This window comes from Bradyrhizobium sediminis (assembly GCF_018736085.1).
GTDB classification, from domain to species: Bacteria; Pseudomonadota; Alphaproteobacteria; order Rhizobiales; family Xanthobacteraceae; genus Bradyrhizobium; species Bradyrhizobium sediminis.
This window is the reverse complement of record NZ_CP076134.1, coordinates 1,775,513-1,796,065: the sequence shown is the minus strand read 5'-3', so window position 1 is coordinate 1,796,065 and position 20,553 is coordinate 1,775,513. Positions and strand designations below refer to the sequence as shown.

At 65.5% G+C, this 20,553-nt stretch carries 20 protein-coding genes; 8 read left to right on the top strand and 12 right to left on the bottom strand.

From position 1 onward, the window contains the following. Positions 1 to 18 precede the first annotated feature (18 nt). Both KMZ29_RS08640 and KMZ29_RS08635 read right to left on the bottom strand, forming a co-directional pair. Entirely contained in the window at positions 19 to 924 is a 906-nt protein-coding gene (locus KMZ29_RS08640; RefSeq protein ID WP_215623309.1) for a UPF0280 family protein, read from the bottom strand. Continuing rightward, on the bottom strand, positions 921 to 2,372 hold the full coding sequence (locus KMZ29_RS08635; RefSeq protein ID WP_215623308.1) for a 6-hydroxynicotinate reductase: 1,452 nt from the start codon (positions 2,370 to 2,372) through the stop codon (positions 921 to 923). Before KMZ29_RS08635 ends, KMZ29_RS08640 begins: the two co-directional genes overlap by 4 nt. 316 nt (positions 2,373 to 2,688) lie before the next feature. On the opposite strand from KMZ29_RS08635, the gene KMZ29_RS08630 reads away from it, so the two are divergent. The 3 genes from KMZ29_RS08630 (at position 2,689) to pncB (ending at position 8,086) form a co-directional block, all read left to right on the top strand. Next, on the top strand, positions 2,689 to 3,171 hold the full coding sequence (locus KMZ29_RS08630; protein ID WP_215623307.1) for a (2Fe-2S)-binding protein: 483 nt from the start codon (positions 2,689 to 2,691) through the stop codon (positions 3,169 to 3,171). Next, positions 3,171 to 6,719 carry a molybdopterin cofactor-binding domain-containing protein gene (locus KMZ29_RS08625; protein WP_215623306.1) on the top strand — a complete coding sequence of 1,183 codons (3,549 nt, stop codon included), beginning with the start codon at positions 3,171 to 3,173 and terminating at the stop codon, positions 6,717 to 6,719. Before KMZ29_RS08630 ends, KMZ29_RS08625 begins: the two co-directional genes overlap by 1 nt. Positions 6,720 to 6,781: 62 nt before the next feature. Beyond that, on the top strand, positions 6,782 to 8,086 hold the full coding sequence (gene pncB, locus KMZ29_RS08620; RefSeq protein WP_215623305.1) for a nicotinate phosphoribosyltransferase: 1,305 nt from the start codon (positions 6,782 to 6,784) through the stop codon (positions 8,084 to 8,086). Positions 8,087 to 8,102: 16 nt separating this feature from the next. On the opposite strand, the gene KMZ29_RS08615 is transcribed toward pncB, so the two are convergent. Next, positions 8,103 to 8,243 (bottom strand): universal stress protein, encoded by a 141-nt coding sequence (locus tag KMZ29_RS08615; protein WP_215623304.1) that lies wholly within the window; start codon positions 8,241 to 8,243, stop codon positions 8,103 to 8,105. A gap of 46 nt (positions 8,244 to 8,289) precedes the next feature. Beyond that, positions 8,290 to 9,213 (bottom strand): ModD protein, encoded by a 924-nt coding sequence (gene modD, locus KMZ29_RS08610; protein ID WP_215623303.1) that lies wholly within the window; start codon positions 9,211 to 9,213, stop codon positions 8,290 to 8,292. 210 nt (positions 9,214 to 9,423) lie between these two features. On the opposite strand from modD, the gene modA reads away from it, so the two are divergent. Genes modA through ahpD form a run of 5 tightly spaced genes read left to right on the top strand, consistent with a single transcriptional unit; the run spans position 9,424 to position 13,210 of the window. Then, positions 9,424 to 10,185 (top strand): molybdate ABC transporter substrate-binding protein, encoded by a 762-nt coding sequence (gene modA, locus KMZ29_RS08605; protein WP_215623302.1) that lies wholly within the window; start codon positions 9,424 to 9,426, stop codon positions 10,183 to 10,185. Continuing rightward, positions 10,186 to 10,872: a molybdate ABC transporter permease subunit gene (gene modB / locus KMZ29_RS08600; RefSeq protein ID WP_215623301.1), complete on the top strand. Its 687-nt coding sequence runs from the start codon at positions 10,186 to 10,188 to the stop codon at positions 10,870 to 10,872. After that, on the top strand, positions 10,869 to 12,152 hold the full coding sequence (gene modC, locus KMZ29_RS08595) for a molybdenum ABC transporter ATP-binding protein (RefSeq protein WP_215624198.1): 1,284 nt from the start codon (positions 10,869 to 10,871) through the stop codon (positions 12,150 to 12,152). Before modB ends, modC begins: the two co-directional genes overlap by 4 nt. Next, positions 12,104 to 12,658: a peroxiredoxin gene (locus KMZ29_RS08590; protein WP_215623300.1), complete on the top strand. Its 555-nt coding sequence runs from the start codon at positions 12,104 to 12,106 to the stop codon at positions 12,656 to 12,658. Before modC ends, KMZ29_RS08590 begins: the two co-directional genes overlap by 49 nt. A gap of 6 nt (positions 12,659 to 12,664) precedes the next feature. Beyond that, a complete protein-coding gene (ahpD, locus tag KMZ29_RS08585) occupies positions 12,665 to 13,210 on the top strand; it encodes an alkylhydroperoxidase, AhpD family (protein WP_215623299.1) in 546 nt (181 codons plus the stop codon). Between the two features lie 10 nt (positions 13,211 to 13,220). Here ahpD and KMZ29_RS08580 read toward each other — a convergent pair whose 3' ends face one another. The 8 genes from KMZ29_RS08580 to nifV all read right to left on the bottom strand — a co-directional run bounded on the left by KMZ29_RS08580 (position 13,221) and on the right by nifV (position 20,395). After that, positions 13,221 to 14,030, bottom strand: coding sequence for an FTR1 family iron permease (locus tag KMZ29_RS08580; RefSeq protein WP_215623298.1), 810 nt, complete (start codon positions 14,028 to 14,030; stop codon positions 13,221 to 13,223). 51 nt (positions 14,031 to 14,081) lie between these two features. Continuing rightward, positions 14,082 to 14,378 carry a ferredoxin family protein gene (locus tag KMZ29_RS08575; protein WP_215605615.1) on the bottom strand — a complete coding sequence of 99 codons (297 nt, stop codon included), beginning with the start codon at positions 14,376 to 14,378 and terminating at the stop codon, positions 14,082 to 14,084. 93 nt (positions 14,379 to 14,471) lie between these two features. After that, on the bottom strand, positions 14,472 to 15,779 hold the full coding sequence (locus KMZ29_RS08570; RefSeq protein WP_215623297.1) for an FAD-dependent oxidoreductase: 1,308 nt from the start codon (positions 15,777 to 15,779) through the stop codon (positions 14,472 to 14,474). A gap of 11 nt (positions 15,780 to 15,790) precedes the next feature. After that, positions 15,791 to 16,894: an electron transfer flavoprotein subunit alpha/FixB family protein gene (locus KMZ29_RS08565; RefSeq protein WP_215623296.1), complete on the bottom strand. Its 1,104-nt coding sequence runs from the start codon at positions 16,892 to 16,894 to the stop codon at positions 15,791 to 15,793. 13 nt (positions 16,895 to 16,907) lie between these two features. Beyond that, the gene (locus KMZ29_RS08560) at positions 16,908 to 17,753 is read right to left on the bottom strand and encodes an electron transfer flavoprotein subunit beta/FixA family protein (RefSeq protein ID WP_215623295.1); all 846 of its coding nucleotides are present in this window, start codon (positions 17,751 to 17,753) and stop codon (positions 16,908 to 16,910) included. 273 nt (positions 17,754 to 18,026) lie between these two features. Next, positions 18,027 to 18,359, bottom strand: a complete 333-nt coding sequence (gene nifW / locus KMZ29_RS08555; protein WP_215623294.1) for a nitrogenase stabilizing/protective protein NifW — start codon at positions 18,357 to 18,359, stop codon at positions 18,027 to 18,029. 13 nt (positions 18,360 to 18,372) lie between these two features. Further along, positions 18,373 to 19,164 (bottom strand): serine O-acetyltransferase, encoded by a 792-nt coding sequence (gene cysE / locus KMZ29_RS08550; RefSeq protein WP_215623293.1) that lies wholly within the window; start codon positions 19,162 to 19,164, stop codon positions 18,373 to 18,375. Positions 19,165 to 19,183: 19 nt separating this feature from the next. Then, complete coding sequence (nifV, locus tag KMZ29_RS08545) at positions 19,184 to 20,395, bottom strand: homocitrate synthase (protein WP_215623292.1); 1,212 nt, start codon at positions 20,393 to 20,395, stop codon at positions 19,184 to 19,186. Positions 20,396 to 20,553 lie beyond the last annotated feature (158 nt).

Below are 20,553 nucleotides of genomic sequence, written 5' to 3'. Positions count from 1 at the left end.
TGTCAGCCTTGTTTCCGGTCAAGCATGCATCAGGCTCGCGGGCATGTCTCTGTGAATCGATTGCGACTGCGGCGGTTGCAGCCTCGCTTCCACCACGACGGTCTCACCGCACAGGCGCAAAGCCGCGCCCTCGATCAATCCCGAAAGCAATAATCGCCGCGCGCGCGCCGCGCCGGCCGCGAGCGCGTTTTCGATCTCTTCCCCGGACAACGCGCCGACGTCACGGGTGACGAGGCGAGCGCCGAGATCGCTGTCGGGCTGCAGTTCGTTGGCCGGGCAACGCAGGATCGCGGGATGTCCGGGCAGATCGACGGCATTGGCAATGATGGTGGCGGCAGCATCGGCCTGGGAAGCCGTCCGCGCCAGCACCGTCACGGCGTCGGCGATGCCGAGCGAGAAGCTGCGGCCGTGCCGCCCCGAGGTCGCAACGCCACGGGTGGGATCACCGGCATCGACCACCATGGTTTGCAGCAATCCGGCGGTGTCCGGCCGGTCCATCAGGCCTACCGTGAAACTCTCTCCGCCGGAAAGATGCAGGGCAATGTCGCCACCATTGTTAACATAGGCGCGTTCAAGGCCCGCCGCGGCGGTCATCGCGCCGAGGATTTCTTCCGCGACGGCACCCGCGACCGCCGCCATCGGCGTGATGAAGTGATCGGCGGCGAACGGCGCCACCGCCGCATGCATGCGGCGGGCAACGACGCCTTGCAGCGGGCATCGCCCGGGATCGGCCGCCTGCCGCAAGAGCGGCAATTCGCTGCAGAGTTCGTCGAGCAGGCCGGTGAAGCGTCGTGCTGCCGCATCATAGGCCGCGCGCATATCGGCCTCGCCGCCCCGCGCTTCGACGATCAGGTCGATCGGACCATCCTGCAGATGAAGCCGCCTGCCGTCGGCCAGCAACCCGATTTGCGGAACCCGCATCATGAACGCTCCCGGGCGGATGGCGGCGAAGCCACCTGGCGCGTTTCGGTATTGTCCTTCAGCGACGCCAGCGGCCGCACATGATCCATATGGCCGCCGAGCGCCGCATAATCCGACAGCCGTAACGTGAATTCGATCGGCGCCACCAGTGCCGGCGTCGGAACATAGCCGAAGGCGCCTGCCGGCAATCGCGTCACATCGACCATGAAAGTGATGCCGCCGCCCGGCCAGACATAGACCGGCGCGCCGCCGCTGGTGACGCGCGTCAGCGCGTCCTTGACCGATCGCGTCAGCCGCACCGGATTGTCGGTGACGCCGGCGCGCAACGACCCGCCTGCCCCGCCCATGAACAGCACGGTGCACAGAGCGGGCTCGCAATTCTCCTGAATCCGCTCGACCGACAGTTTCAAGTCGGCCGGCATCGGCTGCTCGACCGGCTTCAGCGCATCGTCGAGGACATAATAAGCCGCATGCTCGCCTGTGGTGGAGACCATCAGCATGGTCAGCCCCGGGTGCGCCTTCTTGGGATCGAACGGACCGAGCACCGACAACGGATCGGAGATCTTGGTGCCGCCCCAGCCGGTGCCGGGCTCGGCGACCTGGAAATAGCGGCCCGGCGTCGAACGCCGCCCTTTCATCTTGATGCCGGTATCGGGAATGTCGAGCAGCTTGCCGGCCTGGTGTTCGCTGAGTACGCCGGTGATGTGGTCGTCCACCACCACGACTTCATCGACCTTGCCGTGCCACTGCTTGGCGAACATGCCGATGGTCGCCGAGCCGCAACCGACCCGCATCCGCTCTTCGGGCACGCCGTTGACAACAGGCGGATATCCGGCCTGCACCACCACGGTGGCGCCGCCGTCGATGGTCAGTTCGACCGGCTTGCAGTTGCTGAGGTCCATCAGCGCGTCGCAGGTGACGCGGCCTTCCTTCTTGGAGCCGCCGGTAAGGTGATGCACGCCGCCCAGCGACAGCATCTGCGAGCCGTATTCGCTTGTCGTGACGTGGCCGATCGCCTCGCCCTGCGCGCGCACCGCCGCCGTCTCCGGACCGAGATAGCGGTCGGTGTCGATCTTCACCTTGACGCCGCAGTAACTGAAGATGCCTTCGGTCACCACGGTGACCATGTCGACGCCGTCGACCTCGGAGGAGACGATGAACGGCGCGGGCTTGTAGTCGGGATAGGTGGTGCCGGCGCCGATCGCGGTCACGAACAGGCTGGGCTCGTGCACGATCTTGCCGTCCCAGTCGCCGCTGCCCTGGAACGGCACCAGCCGTCCGCCATGCGACACTGTTCGCTCCAGCAGGATATGTGGATCGACGCGCACCAGCTCGCCATCATGATTGGCATAGCGATCGCAGGCGCCCGCCGCGCCCGGCTTGATGTAGCACATCACGGGACACGCATCGCAGCGGATCTTGTCGTCGGCAGCAGTCGTATCGGTCAGCATGAACGAACTCACAAGCCAGCGTCAAACTGTCGGACGGCCAAACGGTAACGACGCCTCATATCGCAACGGGGTATTTGTTCGTACACGAACGATGTTGCGCGCCCGGCTGAAAGCTGTCAAGCGCCGTGCAATGCGAAAACGGCGGCTGCCGATTAATACCGCAGATTGCCTGCCGGGTTTGTTCACAAACAGGGCAGCCGGTTTCGCCCGCTGCCGGCATGCTTGCACGTTTGTATGCAAACGGTATCTTGCCCGGAGGTTTTAGCGCGTTTCGACGCGATGTTTGCAGCGCAACCGTTGGAGCGGGATCACCGACATGACTGAGAGCACGATCCGCCTGACGGTCAACGGTCGGATTCACGAGGTCGACGCCGCCCCCGATACCGCGCTGCTCTATGTGTTGCGCAACGATCTCGAACTGAACGGACCGAAATACGGCTGCGGGCTCGGCGAATGCGGCAGCTGCACCGTACTGATCGACGGCGTCGCGGCGCGGTCTTGCGTCATTCCGATCGAAGGCTGCGTCGGGCGCGACATTGTGACGCTCGAAGGCCTGGGCTCGCGCGAACATCCCGATCCAGTGCAGCAGGCCTTCATACGGGAACAGGCCGCGCAATGCGGCTACTGCCTGAACGGCATGATCATGACCACCAGGGCGCTGCTCGATCGCAACCCGCATCCTACGGAGAGCGAGCTGCACGAGGCGCTGCGCTATAATCTGTGCCGGTGCGGCGCGCATGTCGAAATCATGCGTGCGGCGATGCGGGCCGCTGGCCGCGTCGCGGAGGCGCTGGATTGATGACCGCAGACGTTACTGACAATCGCGAGTCCGGGTCAGGATCGTTGACCGTTGTTCGTCCGGCCGCGGCCGGCTTCGAAACCTTCATCAGGATCACGGCCGACGGCTCGGTCACGGCCTACAACGGCCATGTCGATCTCGGCACCGGGATTCGCACTGCGCTCGGGCAGATCGTCGCCGAAGAGCTCGACGTGTCCTTTGCCCGCGTCGTCATTGTGTTGGGCGATACCGCGCTGGTCCCCAATCAGGGCGCGACCATCGCCAGTGAAACCATCCAGATCACGGCGGTGCCGCTGCGCAAGGCGGCGGCACAGGCGCGGCACTTCCTGATAGCGCGCGCTGCGGAACGGCTGGAAATGCCGGCGGAGGAGCTGGTCATCGAGGACGGCCTGATCCGCGGCAGGGACAACCGCAGCGTCTCCTACGGCGAATTGATATCCGGCGAGACCGTCCGACTCGAACTCGAGGACGACGTTCCGGTCAAGGCCGTCAGCGCCTACAGCATCGTCGGGCAATCGGTGCCGCGCACCGACCTGCCGGCGAAGGCGACCGGCGAACTGGTCTATGTTCATGACGTGCGCGTGCCCGGCATGCTGCACGGTCGCGTGGTGCGGCCGCCCTATGCCGGCGTCGATGCCGGCGATTTCGTCGGCACCAGCCTGATCGCGGTCGACGAAGCATCGGTCCGCGATATTGCCGGGCTGGTGGCGGTGGTGCGGATCGGCGATTTCGTCGGCGTCGTCGCCGAACGCGAGGAAAACGCGGTCAAGGCGGCCGCGCAGCTCAAGGTGAGCTGGAAGCCGACCCCGACGCTGCCGGACTTGAAAGATATCGAGACCGCGCTGCGCGCCAATCCGTCGGCGCCGCGCACCCTGATCGACAAGGGCGATGTCGATGCCGCGATCGCCGCTGCCGCCAGGCCGATGCAGCGGACCTATGTCTGGCCGTACCAGATGCACGGCTCGATCGGTCCGTCCTGCGCGGTCGCGGATGTCCGGGACGATCAGGTCAAGGTGTGGTCCGGCACGCAAAATCCGCACATGCTGCGCGCCGACCTCGCACTGCTGCTGCAGAAGCCGGAGCACGACATCGACGTGATCCGGCTGGAAGCCGCGGGCTGCTATGGCCGCAACTGCGCCGATGACGTCACCGCCGACGCGGTGCTGCTGTCGCGCGCGGTCGGCCGCCCCGTCCGCGTGCAGTTGACGCGCGAACAGGAGCACGCCTGGGAGCCGAAGGGCACCGCGCAGCTGATGGACGTCAACGGCGGACTGAACGCCGACGGCAGCGTCGCCGGTTACGATTTTGCCACGCGCTATCCCTCGAACGGCGCGCCGACGCTGGCGCTGCTGCTCACCGGAGCGATTGCGCCTACTCCCGCCGTGTTCGAGATGGGCGACCGCACCGCGATCCCGCCTTACGACTACGACAATTTGCGCGTGGTGGCGCACGACATGCCGCCGATCGTGCGAGCATCATGGTTTCGTGGCGTCTCGGCACTGCCGAACACCTTTGCCCATGAATCCTATATCGACGAACTCGCGGCCGAAGCCGGCGTCGATCCGGTCGAATACCGGCTGCGCTACCTGAAAGACCAGCGCGCGGTCGATCTCGTCAACGCCGTCGCCGAACGCGCCGGCTGGGTGCCGCGTCCGGCGCGGCCGGAGCCTGAGGCCGAAGGCGACATCGTGCGTGGGCGCGGTTTTGCCTACGCGCTCTATGTGCACAGCAAGTTTCCGGGTTACGGCGCGGCGTGGTCGGCCTGGATTGCCGACGTCGCCGTCAACAAAGCGACCGGCGACGTCAGCGTCACCCGCGTGGTGGCCGGGCAGGATTCCGGGCTGATGATCAACCCGGACGGCGTCCGCCACCAGATTCACGGCAACGTCATCCAGTCGACCAGCCGCGCGCTGATGGAGCAGGTTTCGTTCGACCGCAACGCGGTGACGGCGCGCGAATGGGGCGCCTACCCCATCATCAAATTCCCCGACGTTCCCAAGATCGACGTCTTGATGCTGCCGCGACAGGACCAGCCGCCGCTCGGCGTCGGCGAGTCCGCGTCGGTGCCGAGCGCCGCCGCCATCGCCAACGCCATTTATGATGCGACCGGGGTTCGGTTTCGCGAATTGCCGTTCACGCCGGAACGCATTCTGGCGGGGTTGCGCGGCGAGCCAGCCGCGCCACCAGCCCCGGCGCCGCTGGCCGCGCCGCAGCCGCCAGCTCCGGCCGACCGATGGAGGAATCCGTTCGCCGGGCGGCGCGGCGTCTTTGCCACGGCTGCGGCGTTATGTGCCGCGGCGATCGGCATCGGCGCCGCCGTGCTGCCGTGGCGGGCGATCGCACCGATCGCGCGGCCGGATGCGTCCGTGTTCTCCGCGGCGACCATCGCGCGCGGGGCGCAGCTCGCCGCGCTCGGCGACTGCGCGGTCTGCCACACGAGCGTGAACGGCGCCGTCAATGCCGGCGGCCGGGGAATCGAAACCCCGTTCGGCACCATCTACGCGACCAACATCACGCCCGATGCCGAGACCGGCATCGGCGCCTGGTCCTATCCCGCCTTCGAGCGCGCCATGCGCGAGGGCATTCATCGCGACGGCAGGCATCTCTATCCGGCGTTTCCCTATCCGCATTTCGCCAGGACCAGCGATGCCGACCTGCAGGCGCTCTATGCCTATCTGATGGCGCAGCCTGCGGTGCGCGCCGAGACGCCTGACAACACGCTGGCGTTTCCGTTTAACCTGCGTCCGCTGATGGCGGGATGGAACGCGCTGTTCCATCAGCCCACGACGTTCGAAGCCGATGCGACGAAGTCGGCGATCTGGAATCGCGGCGCCTATCTGGTCGAGGGCCTCGGCCATTGCGGCGCCTGCCATTCGCCGCGCAACGCGCTCGGCGCGGAGCAGGCCGGCGCCTACCTCGCCGGCGGCTTCGCCGAAGGCTGGGAAGCGCCGCCGCTGACCTCGTTGTCGCATGCGCCGATCCCCTGGAGCGAAGACGAGCTTTACGCCTATTTGCGAACGGGCAAATCCCGCCTCCACGGCGTGGCCGCGGGGCCGATGGCGCCTGTAGTGAAGGAGCTTGCGGTGCTGCCCGACCAGGATATTCGCGCCATGGCGACCTATCTCGCTTCGTTCAACGCGAATGCACCTGACAAAGCGGCGCAGGACACGCTGGCCGCCCAGCTGGAAAAATCCACCGGCACCCGGATGGTCTCGGCTTCGCCCGCTGGCGCGCGGCTTTACGAAGGCGCCTGCGCGGTCTGCCACGCGGTCGGCGGGCCGGTCCTGTTCGGCAGCCGGCCGTCGCTGGCGCTGAACAGCAACCTGCACAGCGCCGTCCCGGACAATCTGATCCAGGTGATCCTGCACGGCATCGCTTCTCCTGTTACGAGCGACCTCGGCTATATGCCAGGCTTCAAGGACAGCATGAGCGATGACCAGTTGACCGAGCTCGTCACCTATCTGCGGCGGCAATTCGCCCCGGGAAAGCCTGTTTGGACCGGCGTCCGGGCGGCCGTCAGCCAGGCCCAGCAGCGGCTTTCGCGCTGAGCTGCCATGCCCGGGGCGAAAGGGTACTGGTTGCAGGGCTTCGGGCGGGCTAGGGTTCCCCCATGGCAGTCACAGACATTGCATCCCGGACCTACAATCACGGCTGGCGGCTCGACCCGATCGTGCGCAGCCTGCTCGATACCGATTTCTACAAGCTCCTGATGCTGCAGATGATCCGGGAATTCTATCCGGACCAGCAGGTCACCTTTTCGGTGATCAATCGCAGCCGACATGTGCGGCTTGCCGAGGTGATCGACGAGGGCGAACTGCGCGCCCAGCTCGACCATGCCCGCACCATCCGCTTCACCAAGAAAGAGCTGATCTGGCTCGCCGGCAATACCTTCTACGGCAAGACCCAGATGTTCTCGCCCGACTTCATCAACTGGCTCGCGGCGTTCCGGCTTCCCGAATACGAGCTGCGCAAGGTCGACGGCCAGTATGAGCTGCATTTCCACGGCAACTGGTCCCACACCACGATGTGGGAGATTCCGGCGCTCGCCATTCTCAACGAGTTGCGCTCGCGCCAGGTCGTGAAGGGCCAGGGCCGGTTCGTGCTCGACGTTCTCTATGCCCGCGCCAAGGCCAAGCTGTGGACCAAGGTCGAGCGGTTGCGAAAGCTGGACGGCCTGCGGCTGTCCGATTTCGGGACGCGGCGGCGGCACGGCTTTTTGTGGCAGCGATGGTGCGTCGAGGCGGTGAAGGAGGGCCTGGGATCGTCCTTCACCGGCACCTCGAACGTGCTGCTGGCGATGGACAACGACCTCGAAGCGATCGGCACCAACGCGCATGAATTGCCGATGGTCGCAGCAGCGCTGGCCGATGACGACGATGAGTTGCGCTGGGCGCCGTATCGTATTCTCGACCAGTGGCGCCATACCTATGGCGGCAATCTCTTGATCGCGCTGCCCGACGCCTTCGGCACCAAATCGTTCCTGCGTGACGCGCCGGAATGGGTGGCGGACTGGACCGGCTTCCGCCCGGACAGCGCGCCGCCGATCGCGGCCGGCGAGGAAATCATCAAATGGTGGAAACAGAAGGGCCGCGATCCCCGGGAGAAGCTCCTGGTGTTCTCTGACGCCATGGATGTCGGATCGATCGAGGAGACCCACCGTCATTTCGCCGGCCGGGTCCGGATCGCCTTCGGCTGGGGCACCAACCTGACCAATGATTTCGTCGGATGCGCGCCCGACGGTTCGGCCAACCTCGATCCGATCTCGATCGTCTGCAAGGTGACTTCGGTCGACGGCCGGCCGGCCGTAAAACTGTCGGACAATCCGGAAAAGTCGACCGGTGACGCGTCCGAGATCGAGCGCTATCTCCGCGTGTTCGGCAACGCCGGCCGCGTTCGCACCGCGGTCCACGTCTGACCCGGGCCCGTCCCGGTCATTGCGACATCAATACCGGAATGGTCGCGCGCTTGATGGCGGCTAGCGTCACGCCGCCGGAAATTGCCCGCATCAACCGCGCGTGATGATGGGCGCTCATCACGACGAGATGGGCATCATGTCTGGACGCTTCGGACACCTCCCGAATCTTGGCGCGGGCTACGCCGACGGCAGGTTGCCGGAGGCTATAGCGGGGCCATCCGCACCTGCACATCGCGGGGCCGCGCCAGATATGGCGACGACGTGACCACGACGTCGGCCCCGGCCAGCGCGTAGGCAGCGACATTTCCGGCATGAATGCCGCCGGCGGCGGCAATGATGGGCCGTGATCGCACCGACCCCATTCGGGCCATCCGGGCAACGAGCCCGGCGATTTCGGCCGGTGCGAATTTCTCCGCCTGGATCACGTCGAAACCCGCCGCCGCCGCAACGATCGCCGCCTCGATCGTGGTCACTTCGATCACCAGGCGCTTTTCCGGCGCGGCTCGCCGCAATCGCTCGATCATGTCGGGGAGCAAGTCCTCGCCGAGAAAGGCGCGGTGCTCCGGAAAAACCAGCACTGTCTCCGACAGCCCGAGGCGATGCATCACCGCGCCGCCCGCCTTCACCGCCGCGACCGCGAAGCGCTTGGTGCCGGGGACGTTCTTGCGCGTGCAGGCAACGGCGACATGAGGCGCGACGGCGGTCGCGGCATCAACGATCGCGCGGGCGTCTGTCGCAACACCCGACCAGATTTCGATCAACGTCTGCGCCACCTTCCAGCTGCGCAGCAACGCCGAGGCCGGACCGTGCGCGGTCAGGATCGGCGTTCCCTGCTCCAGCGCGGCGCCGGAGGCGGCATGCAGCTCGACCCGGCAGCCAGTAAGTTCGATGATGGCGGCCGCGTCCTCGGCGAGCGCAAGCACCATCGTGTCGCGCGCCGTGAACGCCATCGTCCCGGCGGCGGCGCCGATACCGAGCGCGTCCGTGGTGAGGTCGCCATAGGGAACATCGTCGGCGAGGAGTTGTTCGAGTTCGGCGCGGGATGCGACCGCCGGCGCGCGGTCGGCCGGCCTCAGGGACTTGATGGGATGCAGTCGTGCCGGCAACAACAGAGCTTGGCGAGACATTTCAAAGGTCCTGCGTCATGTCCGGTCAAGGACATCATTGTCGGAACTGCGACAATGACGGCGGGGTTTGACCGGCCCGTCACCGAAAACACCCCGTTGCCTTCTCGGATAAGCAATCGCCGGACCAACACGGTTGCGGCACGCGGCTTGCTGAGATGACGGCATCGGGGCGGGCCCGCGGGTCCGCCAGAGCGAGACCAGGAGCTGACGATGAGACTTGCCAGAACCATTCAACTCGCCGCCGCGATCGCGGCCTGGGTCCTCACAACCACCAGCGTGCCCGCGGCGCAGACCAACGTCGCCGTCGCCGCCAACTTCACGGCCGCTGCCAAGGAGATCGCCGCCGCGTTCAGGGCCAAGACCGGCCACGAGGCCGTGCTGAGCTTTGGCTCCAGCGGTCAATTCTACAGCCAGATCACGCAGGGCGCGCCGTTTCAGGTTCTTCTCTCCGCCGACGACGCCCGTCCGAAGAAACTGGTCGATGACGGACTGGCAGTCCCCGGCAGCAACTTCACCTATGCGGTCGGCAAACTCGTGCTGTGGAGCAAGACACCAAACCTCGTGAAGGGCGAAGCGACCCTCAAGGCCGCTTCCTTCGCAAAACTATCGATCATCAATCCGGTCGCGGCGCCCTATGGTGCGGCAGCCGTGGAGACGATGAAATCCCTCAAGGTTTACGACATGCTGAAGCCGAAGCTGGTCGAGGGCGCCACGGTCATTCAGGCCTACCAGTTCGTCGAAACCGGCAACGCCGAACTCGGCTTCGTGGCGCTGTCGCAACTAACGGGACCCGCGACCGGTTCGCGCTGGCTGGTCCCGCAGGAACTCTATTCGCCGATCCGCCAGGATGCGGTGCTGCTCAAGAGCGGGGCTTCGAACGAGGCAGCCACTGGCTTTATCGCCTTCCTCAAGAGCCCGGAAGCGCGCGTCATCATCGAAAAATACGGTTACGTGCTCGACGGACAAAGCTGAATGGACGGCCTCGCCGACGACATCTGGCAATCGGTCCGGCTCACGGTTGAACTGGCGGCGGTTACGACCGTGATCCTGCTTCTGGTCGGCACGCCGCTCGCCTGGTGGCTGGCGCGCTCGAAAGCCTGGTGGACGGAAGCGATTGCAGCGGTGATTGCGCTGCCCCTGGTGCTGCCGCCGACCGTTCTCGGCTTCTACCTGCTGGTGACGCTTGGGCCCAACGGGCCCGGCGGATGGATCGCAGGCCTCTGGGGCGGACGCACCCTCGCCTTCACCTTCGAGGGCCTGGTGGTCGGATCGGTGCTCTACTCGATGCCGTTCGTGGTGCAGCCGATCCGCAACGCATTCGCGGCGATCGGCGACCGGCCGCTGGAGGTCGCCGCGACGCTGCGCGCCTCGCCGCGGCGCACATTCTGGACGGTGGCGGTGCCGCTGGCGCGGCCGGGCTTCCTGACCGGCGCCGTGCTTGGATTCGCCCATACCGTCGGGGAATTCGGTCTGGTGCTGATGATCGGCGGCAATATCCCAGGCCAGACCAAGGTGCTGTCGGTCGCGATATTCGACTATGTCGAGGCGTCGCGGTGGCGCGAGGCCAATATCCTCGCCGGTGGCATGGTGATCTTCGCCTTCGCGGTGATCCTGGCGATGACTCTGATCGACAAGCGCAGCGCGGCGGTCCGCCCATGACCGCGCAGACGCCCGGCCAGATTCAGGCAGCGTTCCGCGGCCGCCTCGGAGGATTTCAACTGGATGCCAGCTTCTCTGCTCCGGCAACGGGCGCAACTGCCATTTTCGGCCCTTCCGGCTGCGGCAAGACCACCGTCGCACGCTGTCTGGCCGGCCTGCACTATCTGCCCGGAAGCTTCTGCGCGGTCGATGGCGAGATCTGGCAGGACCAATCCGGCTTTCGAAAGGCCCACCAGCGACCGATCGGCTACGTGTTCCAGGAAGCGAGCCTGTTCCCGCATCTCTCGGTCAGACGCAATCTACTTTACGGCGCGCCACGAGACGTGCTGGCGCCGAGAGCCGACGGCATCGGCTTCGACGAGGTGATCGACCTGCTCGGCCTCGCGAGGCTGTTGGACCGGTCGCCGCAAAATCTCTCCGGCGGCGAGCGGCAGCGCGTCGCCATCGGCCGCGCCCTGCTGTCGCAGCCAAAATTGCTGCTGATGGACGAGCCGCTGTCGGCGCTGGACCGCCTGACCAAGAACGAGATCCTGCCATTCCTCGAGCGGCTGCACGAGCGGCTTTCGCTGCCGGTGATCTACATCAGTCACGACATGGCGGAGATCGAGCGGCTCGCCGATCACCTGATACTCATGCAGCACGGTCATGTCGTGGCGGCGGGGCCGCTGCAGGTCCTGCAAAGCGACCCTTCGCTGCCGCTCGCCGCTACCCGCGAAGCGGCAATCAGCCTGGACGCAATGGTCGAAGCCCATGATGCCGGTTATGGATTGCTGACGCTGCGCGTCGCCGGCGGGCACCTGCTGGTGCCGGCGCCAGCGGTCGCCGCCGGCAAGCGGCAACGGCTGCACATCGCCGCCAGCGATGTCTCCATTGCCCGCACGGCGCCGGACACCAGCTCGATCCTCAACGTCCTGCCGGCACGCATCGTCTCGAAATCAATGCTCGGCCATGGCGAGGTCATCGTGGTCCTTGCCCTCGGGGCCGACGGCCGCGGGGCGCGACTCCTGGCGCGGATCACGCTTCGATCGTGGGACCTGCTCGGGCTTGCCGAGGCCATGATGGTCTTTGCTCAGATCAAAGGCGTTTCACTGGTATCCGGAACGGACGCAGCGGCCGGCCAAGGCGCGGGGCCGGACCTGATCGATACGTCCGCCGGATTCCTCGATGGCATATCGCTTGCTTCACCGGAACCATGGCCCAACCAAAATCAAATCCTCTATGGAGTTAGAAGATGCTCGGAATTGGAGACAAGCTGCCCTCATTCACCGTTGTCGGCGTGAAGCCCGGCTTTCACCTGCAGGAGGAGAAGGGACAGAGCGCCTTCGAGCCGCTGACGGAAGCGAGCTTCCCCGGAAAGTGGAAGATCATCTTCTTCTATCCGAAGGACTTCACCTTCGTATGTCCCACCGAGATCGCCGAATTCGCGCGATTGTCGAGGGATTTCGCCGACCGCGACGCCGTGGTGCTCGGCGGCTCGACCGACAACGAGTTCTGCAAGCTGGCCTGGCGGCGCGAGCACAAGGATCTGCATCACCTGCCGATCTGGCAGTTCGCCGACAGCAACGGCTCGCTGGTGGACGGCCTCGGCGTCCGCTCGCCGGATGGCGTCGCCTACCGCTACACCTTCATTGCCGATCCCGACAACGTGATCCAGCACGTCTACGCCACCAACCTCAATGTCGGCCGCAGCCCGAAGGACACGCTTCGCGTGCTCGACGCCTTGCAGACCGACGAATTGTGTCCTTGCAACCGCGAAATCGGCGGCGAAACCCTCAAGGTGGCGTGAGGGCTCATGTCGATCGACGCTCTGAAGGACAGAATTCCGGATTTCGCCAAGGACGTCAGGCTCAACCTGACGTCGATGGCGTCCGACGAAACGCTGGGCACGCAGGCCAAATACGGGCTCTTCCTCGCCGCCGCAATCGCGACGCGCAACCCGGCCGTGATAACCGCGATGGAGGTGCTTGCGGCCGACAAGCTCACGCCGGAGGCACTCGCGGCCACGAAGTCGGCCGCATCCGTGATGGCGATGAACAACATCTACTACCGGTTCGTGCACCTCGCCTCGAACAAGGAATACGCGACGATGCCGGCGCGGCTGCGCATGAACGTGATCGCCAATCCTGGCGTCGCCAAGGTCGACTTCGAACTGTGGTCGCTGGCGGTCTCGGCGATCAACGGCTGCGGCGCTTGCATCGACGCCCACGAGAAGGCGCTGCATGATGCCGGCGTTGCATCGGCCTCGATCCAGACGGCGGTCCGCTTCGCCGCCATCATTCAATCGGTGGCCGTGGCGATCGAGGCAAGCGCCATCGAGCCGGCGGTCGCGGCCGAATAATCATGGGTGGTTACGGCCGGCGTTTCGCAGCCACCATGGCGAGCGGACGCCGGCTGTACATTGCCAGGGTGCTTCCGGCAGCAAGCGCGGCAATCACCAACTGCGCAGCGAATGCCTCCCAGGTCGGGTTGATGCCCAGTGCGAGCAACCAGTCCGGCGCGGCCACGGCGTCATAGGAGACCAGCGCCTGCTCCTGCAATTCCTGAACGGCACCGCCGATGAAGCGCAGCCCCATCAGGAACAGAAACGCCGACGTCAGCAGGAACACCGGCCGCAGCGGCAGGCGAAATGCGAGCCACTGCATCGCACCGTAGAGCGCGAACAGACAGAGCAGTGCCGCGAGCAGTCCGACATTGAGGCCGGCGGTCCAGCCGCCGCTCGACCGCGCCAGCACGTGAAGGAACAGCACGGTCTCGCCGCCTTCCCGGAACACCGCAAGGAAGGCGATGGAACCGAGGGACAGCGAGGCGCCCGACGACAGCGCGCGTTCCGCCGAACGGTGCAGGGTCGCGTTCCAGGCGGCGGGGTCCTGACGCAGGAACAGCCAGCCGCTCATGTAGAACATCAGCGCCGAAGCCAGTAGCATCACCGCGGCTTCGACCCGGTCGTCATGGGCGCCCCCGAGAAAGACGTCGAACACCACCGCCGCCAGCACGCTGGCGAGGATGGCGAGCGTGGTGCCGAGATAGACCGCCTTCAATTCGCCCGACGCTCCGGCCCGGCGAAGGAAAGCGGCCAGGGCGGCGATCACCAGCATCGCCTCGACGCCTTCGCGCAGCAGGATGCTTGCCGACTGCAGCGCCACCGAAAGATCGCCCATGTCACCCTCTCTTCAGCCTGGGAATATCGCCGCAGGACGCCGCGCCGGCCATCAACCGAACTTGAACAGCACACCGTAGCCGCCGCGCGGATAACTCCATTCGATATCGCCGCCCGGCTCGCCGATCACCCGGCAGGTGCCGCATTCCACGCAGCCGTCGACGGTGACCTCCACCTGACCGCTATCGTTGAGTTCGTAGCACCGCGCCGGGCAGACCTTGAGCAAGGTGAGCAGCGCCGGCGACGGCACCGTGTGCGGCCGCACCTTGATGTGGGCACGGCCGGCATCGACGAGATAACGGTTGTAGAATAGCTTGTCCTCGACACGCACAGCGAGCTCAGTCGTCATGTTCGATCTCCATCGTTGGGACCGTGCTCAAAGGTCCGCATTATTGAGCATGACCTCTTCGGAAAACCGGTTCCCGCTTTTCCGGATCATGCTCTATCGCCATGCCCGGGCGAAGCGGTAGGCATCGCCGAACAGGCCCATCCATGACCGCGCCTTGACGAACGATCGCAGTGTGGTCTTCTCCTTGTCGATCTTGGGCGTGCCGTCGACGCGCACGAAATTCTGCATCGCCTTGGAGACGAGCTGCGGATAGGTGAGGAAGAAGTTCTGCGACTGGATATGCATCAGCTGCGGCATATCCTTGTACTTCTTCAGATCCTTGATGACGAAGGAGTCGTCCAGCATCTTCTTGTAGAGCGACAGGTTCTCCTTGGTCATCGGATCCCGGCGCGACTTGACCTGGAAGATCGCCTCCGCGGCAATACGGCCGGAGGTCATGGCGAGGTTCGAGCCCTCGCGGTGAATGGCGTTGTTGAGCTGGGCGGCGTCGCCGACCACAACCCAGCCTTCACCGTAGAGCTGCGGGATCGCGTTGTAGCCGCCCTCGGGAATGAGATGGGCGGAATATTCCTTCACCTCGGAGCCCTCGATCAGCGGCGCCACCGAAGGGTGACGCTTGAACCGCTCGAGCAGCCCGTAGGGCGTCTCCCCGGTCTTCTCGAAATCAGCCACCAGGCATCCGATCCCGAGCGACACGCACTCCTTGTTCGCATAGATGAAGCCCATCCCGGTCATGCCGCGCGAGATGGTGCCGGCCGCCTCGATCACGGTGCCTTCGTCGCCCTTGAGGTTGAAGCGGGCCTCGATGGTCTCGCGCGGCAGGAAATGCATTTCCTTGACGGCCAGCGCGACATTGTCTGGCCGCGGTCTCGCACGCAGATCGGCACGGGTGCCGAGCAACCCGTTGACACCCTCGGCCAGCACGACCACATCGGCGTGCACCTCGCCGTCGTGCCGGTCGGTCCGCACGCCGATCACCCGGCCATAGGCATCCTGCGCCAATTCGGTCACCGTGGTCTCGCACAGCACGGTCGCCCCCGCCTCCCGCACCTTGGACGAGAACCACTTGTCGAATTGCGCGCGGATGATGGTGTAACGGTTGGGACGCTCCTCGTTGAAGTCGTCGGAACGGTAGTGCAGCCCGACATGGGCGCGGTCGTCCATCATCCAGAACCGTTGCTCGACCAGATGACGTTCGAGCGGCGCATCCTCGCGAAAATCCGGGATCAGCTTCTCGAGCATATCGGCATAGAGGATCGCGCCCTGGACGTTCTTCGATCCGGAATATTCGCCGCGTTCGAGCTGCAGCACCTTGAGGCCGCGCTGGGCCAGCGTCAGCGCGGCGGCGTTGCCCGCCATTCCGGCGCCGACGACGATCGCATCAAATCTTTCCTCGATCATGGCACCCTCCTCTAGCTTGCGATCCGGTCGCGCGAATGCGGCGACAGCCGCGCGCGGAACGCTTCAGTCAATGCCGGCAGCAGCCGGATCGCGTCGGTGATGATTCCGACATGGGCGAAATCGAAGATCGGCGCATTCTTGTCGGTGTTGATGGCGACGATGAGATCGGCGCCTTCGACTCCGACCCGGTGCTGGATCGCCCCCGAAATTCCGGCGGCGATGTACAGTCTCGGCCGGATGGTCTTGCCGGTCTGGCCGATCTGGCGATCGGACGTGACCCAGCCCTTCTGCACCAGCGGACGCGAGCAGCCGTATTCCGCGCCCAGCACGGAAGCGAGCTGGCGCACCAGCTGGAAATTCTCCGGCGATCCGAGCCCGAGCCCGCCCGCCACCACGACATCGGCATAAGCGAGATTCGACTTCGCGGATTCACGATCGGGCAGGAACGAGAGCACCTTGGTGACGATGTCGGCCTCGACCAGGCCGAGCGGATGGGTGACGATACGGCCGGGCTCGCGCTCGATGCGCTCCGGCATCGGCATCACACGCGGGCGCACCGTCGCCATCTGCGGCCGGTAGTTCAGCGTATAGATGGTGCACATCAGAGATCCGCCGAAGGTCGGGCGGGTGGCGGCGAGCGAGCCGTCGGCATCGACGTCGAGCGCCGTGCAGTCGGCGGTCAGTCCGGTGAGCAGCGTGGTCGCCACCGAGCCGGCGAGATCGCGGCCGAGCGTGGTCGCGCCAAGCAGCAGGATCTCCGGCTTGTAGGCGTTGACGACGTCGGTCAGGGCCTTGGTGTAGGACTCGTTGCGATAGTCGGCAAGGATATCGTCGGCAACGACGTAAGCGAGATCGGCGCCGTAGCAGAAGGCCTCGGTGGCAGCATGCTGCGTGGCCTCGCCCTCGGGCCCGATCACCACGGCGGCGAGATCGACCTTCAGCTTGTTGGCAAGCTGCCGCCCGGCGCCCAACAGTTCCCACGAAACGGGGTGGACCTGGCCGCGCTCCTGCTCGATGAACACCCAGACGTGCTTGTAGCCCTTGAAGTGCTCCGGCAGTTCCTTCTTGGTCGCCGCCCGGCCCGCGGGCGCTGCCGCCTTGGTTGGTTCGCTCATCCTGGTCCCCCCTTCAGAATCCGCGCGCCAGCGCGACGAGTTCCGCTTCGAGCTTGGGCTGCCGCTTGAAAATATCCTCGATCAATGCTTCGGCGGGCGGCCGGCTGCCGAAGTCGATCAGCGCCGCCTTCTCCGCGCGCGGCGGCGGGGCGAACACGCGCTTGACGATGGTCGGCGAACCGCGCAGCCCGCATTTCGCGATGTCTTCGACTCCCGCCTCCTGCGCGCTCCATTTGACGATCGTGGCGCGCGCCGCCCGCAACGCGTCGATCATCGCTCCGCGCCGGATCTCGTTGGTCGCCTCCAGCATGGTGATCAGGCAGGGCAGCCTGGTGCGCAGGATTTGCACCCCGCCCTCCGACCGCCGTTCGGCCTCGATGGTGCGCGCGGCGAGATCGAGCGTGCCGATCCTGGCGACATAGGTAAGTTGCAGCAGACCGAGGCGCTTGGCGATGCCGGGACCGACCTGGGCGGTATCGCCATCGATGGTCTGCTTGCCCGTGAAGATGATATCCGGCGCGCCGTAGGTCTCGCCGATCTTGCGGATGGCGGTGGCGAGCGCATAGGTCGTCGCCAGCGTGTCGGCGCCGGCGAAAAAGCGATCCGTCAGCAGCACGGCGCGGTCGGCGCCGAAGGTCAGCGCCTTGCGCAGGCTGTCCTCGGCCGAGGGCGGCCCCATGGTCAGTACCGTGACCTCGCCGCCGAACTGGTCGCGCAGCTCGAGGGCCGCCTCGAGCGCGAACAGATCGTAGGGGTTGATGATGGTCGGCACCCCCTGGCGCATGATCGTATTGGTCACCGGATGAACCCGGATCTGCGCCGAATCCGGAACTTGCTTGATGCAGACGACAATGTGCATGCGATTGCTCCGAGCCTGATGGCCCCGACAAGGCAAGAGCAAGTGCCGTACCAATCGCGGTCGCGATGAAATATCGACGTCACGACAATGACTTGAGGGAACAGGCGGACTTCCGGCCGGACATTGTTCTGCGGTCGCTGACAGGGACAATTCCGACACGTCGCAAATGCGACAGCGAGGCGACGAAGCGTTGCGGGAAGCGACGTCAAAATAGCTCGCCGCCGGCCGTCCGGCTCGGCGAGACCGGAGATCCGACGCGAACGTGCAGCAGGTTTACTTGAGCGTGGTGAGGGGCACGAATACCGGCGGCTTGGGCGGCGCCACCGCATCCTTCAGGACCTTGAACACCCGCTGGTCGAGCGGCGATGATGTGACGAAATCGGCATAGGCCTGCTCCAGCACCGCCTTGCAGCGCTGCGCCACGACTTCGTCAGGCTGCCCGGTAAAATCCTCGCTCACGAGATATTGCCCCATGCGCCTGAGAATGTGCAGCCGCACCACGTTGACGTGCTTGGGGTCATAATCGACGCCGAGCAGCGCGAAGAAGTCCTCGGCGGAGGAAGCCTTGTTCAACTGCTCGAGCATGCCGACGGGTGCACCACTCATCTTCCGGTCTCCTTCAAGTTCGCTCGACGGCGCGCGGACCGGGGCGGGCGGCGTCCCTGCCTTCCCGCATCGGTCCGCTGCTGTCGCGCAAGCGCTTCTGCAGGTGCGCGAGCCGTGCCTCGAGGAACTCGACCCGGTCCAGCATGACCGAGATCGCTTCCCCGACCGGATCTGGCATCAAATGATGATCGAGATCGATGCGGCCGACCACGCGGCGATGGCTGAGTTCCGGCCGCACCACCCTGGCCGGAATGCCGACCACGGTCACTTCAGGCGGCGTGCTCTCGATCACCACCGAATTGGCCCCGACCCGCGTGCCCCGTCCAATTGTGATGGGCCCGAGAATCTTGGCGCCGGCGCCGACGACCACGCGATCTTCCAGGCTGGGGTGACGCTTGCCCGGCGACCACGATGTGCCGCCCAGCGTTACGCCGTGATACAGCGTGACGTCGTCGCCGACCTCTGCAGTCTCGCCGATGACGACGCAGGCGCCGTGGTCGATGAAGAACCGATGCCCGATCTTCGCTGCCGGATGGATATCGACATTGGAGAGGAAGCGGCCGAGCCACGACAACAGCCGCGCCGGAAACTTCCAGCCGGCGACCCATAAGCGGTGGGCGATACGATGCCAGATCAGGGCATGGACGCCCGGATAGGTCAGCAGGGTCTCCAGCTCGCTGCGGGCGGCAGGATCCCGCAGCCGAACACAGCCAATGTCCTCCCTGATCAGCTGCAGCAGCGAAGGAAGCCGCAACCGGACATCCGCCAGGGGATCGCTGACCTGCACATCTACGGCATCGGACATGACAACCTCTCCGGCAGCCTCACGCACAATTGGGAAGTCTGGGGTCGCAAACCTCGCGCCAGATGCGCATGACGGTCTCACGCGCCACCGGCCCCTTGTTGTAGACCGCATGCTCGCGAACCCGGGCGAGAATGCCGCGCAACTGGTCGGCCGTTGCCTTCAACTGCAGATCCGCGAGCAGGGAGGTGATGGCCGACAGGCCGGAATGCTTGCCGATGACGATGCGATTCGAGCGGCCGAACAGCAGCGGGTCGAGCGACTGGTAGGTGCGCTGATCCTTCAGCAATCCATCGACATGGATACCGGATTCGTGGGTGAAGACATGCTCTCCCACGATCGCCTTGTTGAGCGGGATGCTGCGCGCCGCAGCCGCAGCGACCATAGCGGCGACGTTGCCGAGTTCGGACAACACGATGCCGGTCTCCCGCCCATACAATTGCCGGAGGGCCACCGCGACTTCTTCAAGCGGTGCGTTGCCGGCGCGCTCGCCGAGCCCGATCACGGTGACCGAAGCATGCGTGGCGCCGGCCTTGATCGCCGCCAGCGTATTGGCGGTGGCAAGTCCGAGATCGTCGTGGCCGTGAAACTCGAGTTCGAGGTCGGTCGTCGCGCGCAACGCTGCCATCAGCGCGTAGCTCGAATCCGGGTCGAGCACGCTCAGCGTATCGGCGATGCGAAACCGTCGCGCACCAGCGGCCTTCGCGGTGGCGATGATTTCGATCAGAAAATCACGATCGGCACGGGAGGAATCCTCTCCGCCGACGGCGACGGCGAGGCCCTTGCCGCGCGCATATCCGACGACGTGCTTGACCATGTCGATCGCGTTGGAGCGCTTGCCGCCGAGCTTCGCCGCAATCTGGACGTCGGAAACCGGTACCGACACATTGACCATCGACACGCCGGCCGCGATCGCGGCGTCGACATCCTCGGTCCGCATCCGGCACCAGGCGATGGTGGTCAGCGGCAGTTCCGCGGCGACAATGGCGCGGATCGCGGTGATCTCCTCGCGCCCCATCGCGGGCGTACCGGCCTCGAGTTCCGGGACGCCGGCGCAAGCCAGCGCGCGCGCGATCGCAACCTTTTCCGCTGTCGTGAAGGCAACGCCCGGCGCCTGCTCGCCGTCGCGCAGCGTGGTGTCGTTGAGAACGATCGGCAGGAGTCTTGCCGCGGCGGCGCGATCGAGGTGGTCGCCGCGGTATTTGGCGCTATCGGATGCCGGCTGCTCGATCATTGAACCCTCACCACGGTGGCGGCTTCACGAGAGACGGCGGTTCGCAGCGCCACCTCGTAGCTGATGCAGAGCAACCCGCATGCCAGCGCTCAGTCCATGCCTTAAGCTGCTGATAACTCGATCATTTTTATATATTCGCGGATTGTCGCAATCGCGAC

Coding starts and splice junctions, on each gene's coding strand:
- KMZ29_RS08640 (WP_215623309.1), bottom strand. CDS start 924: ATGATGCGGGTTCCGCAAATCGGGTTGCTGGCCGACGGCAGGCGGCTT.
- KMZ29_RS08635 (WP_215623308.1), bottom strand. CDS start 2,372: ATGCTGACCGATACGACTGCTGCCGACGACAAGATCCGCTGCGATGCG.
- KMZ29_RS08630 (WP_215623307.1), top strand. CDS start 2,689: ATGACTGAGAGCACGATCCGCCTGACGGTCAACGGTCGGATTCACGAG.
- KMZ29_RS08625 (WP_215623306.1), top strand. CDS start 3,171: ATGACCGCAGACGTTACTGACAATCGCGAGTCCGGGTCAGGATCGTTG.
- pncB (WP_215623305.1), top strand. CDS start 6,782: ATGGCAGTCACAGACATTGCATCCCGGACCTACAATCACGGCTGGCGG.
- modD (WP_215623303.1), bottom strand. CDS start 9,213: ATGTCTCGCCAAGCTCTGTTGTTGCCGGCACGACTGCATCCCATCAAG.
- modA (WP_215623302.1), top strand. CDS start 9,424: ATGAGACTTGCCAGAACCATTCAACTCGCCGCCGCGATCGCGGCCTGG.
- modB (WP_215623301.1), top strand. CDS start 10,186: ATGGACGGCCTCGCCGACGACATCTGGCAATCGGTCCGGCTCACGGTT.
- modC (WP_215624198.1), top strand. CDS start 10,869: ATGACCGCGCAGACGCCCGGCCAGATTCAGGCAGCGTTCCGCGGCCGC.
- KMZ29_RS08590 (WP_215623300.1), top strand. CDS start 12,104: ATGCTCGGAATTGGAGACAAGCTGCCCTCATTCACCGTTGTCGGCGTG.
- ahpD (WP_215623299.1), top strand. CDS start 12,665: ATGTCGATCGACGCTCTGAAGGACAGAATTCCGGATTTCGCCAAGGAC.
- KMZ29_RS08580 (WP_215623298.1), bottom strand. CDS start 14,030: ATGGGCGATCTTTCGGTGGCGCTGCAGTCGGCAAGCATCCTGCTGCGC.
- KMZ29_RS08575 (WP_215605615.1), bottom strand. CDS start 14,378: ATGACGACTGAGCTCGCTGTGCGTGTCGAGGACAAGCTATTCTACAAC.
- KMZ29_RS08570 (WP_215623297.1), bottom strand. CDS start 15,779: ATGATCGAGGAAAGATTTGATGCGATCGTCGTCGGCGCCGGAATGGCG.
- KMZ29_RS08565 (WP_215623296.1), bottom strand. CDS start 16,894: ATGAGCGAACCAACCAAGGCGGCAGCGCCCGCGGGCCGGGCGGCGACC.
- KMZ29_RS08560 (WP_215623295.1), bottom strand. CDS start 17,753: ATGCACATTGTCGTCTGCATCAAGCAAGTTCCGGATTCGGCGCAGATC.
- nifW (WP_215623294.1), bottom strand. CDS start 18,359: ATGAGTGGTGCACCCGTCGGCATGCTCGAGCAGTTGAACAAGGCTTCC.
- cysE (WP_215623293.1), bottom strand. CDS start 19,164: ATGTCCGATGCCGTAGATGTGCAGGTCAGCGATCCCCTGGCGGATGTC.
- nifV (WP_215623292.1), bottom strand. CDS start 20,395: ATGATCGAGCAGCCGGCATCCGATAGCGCCAAATACCGCGGCGACCAC.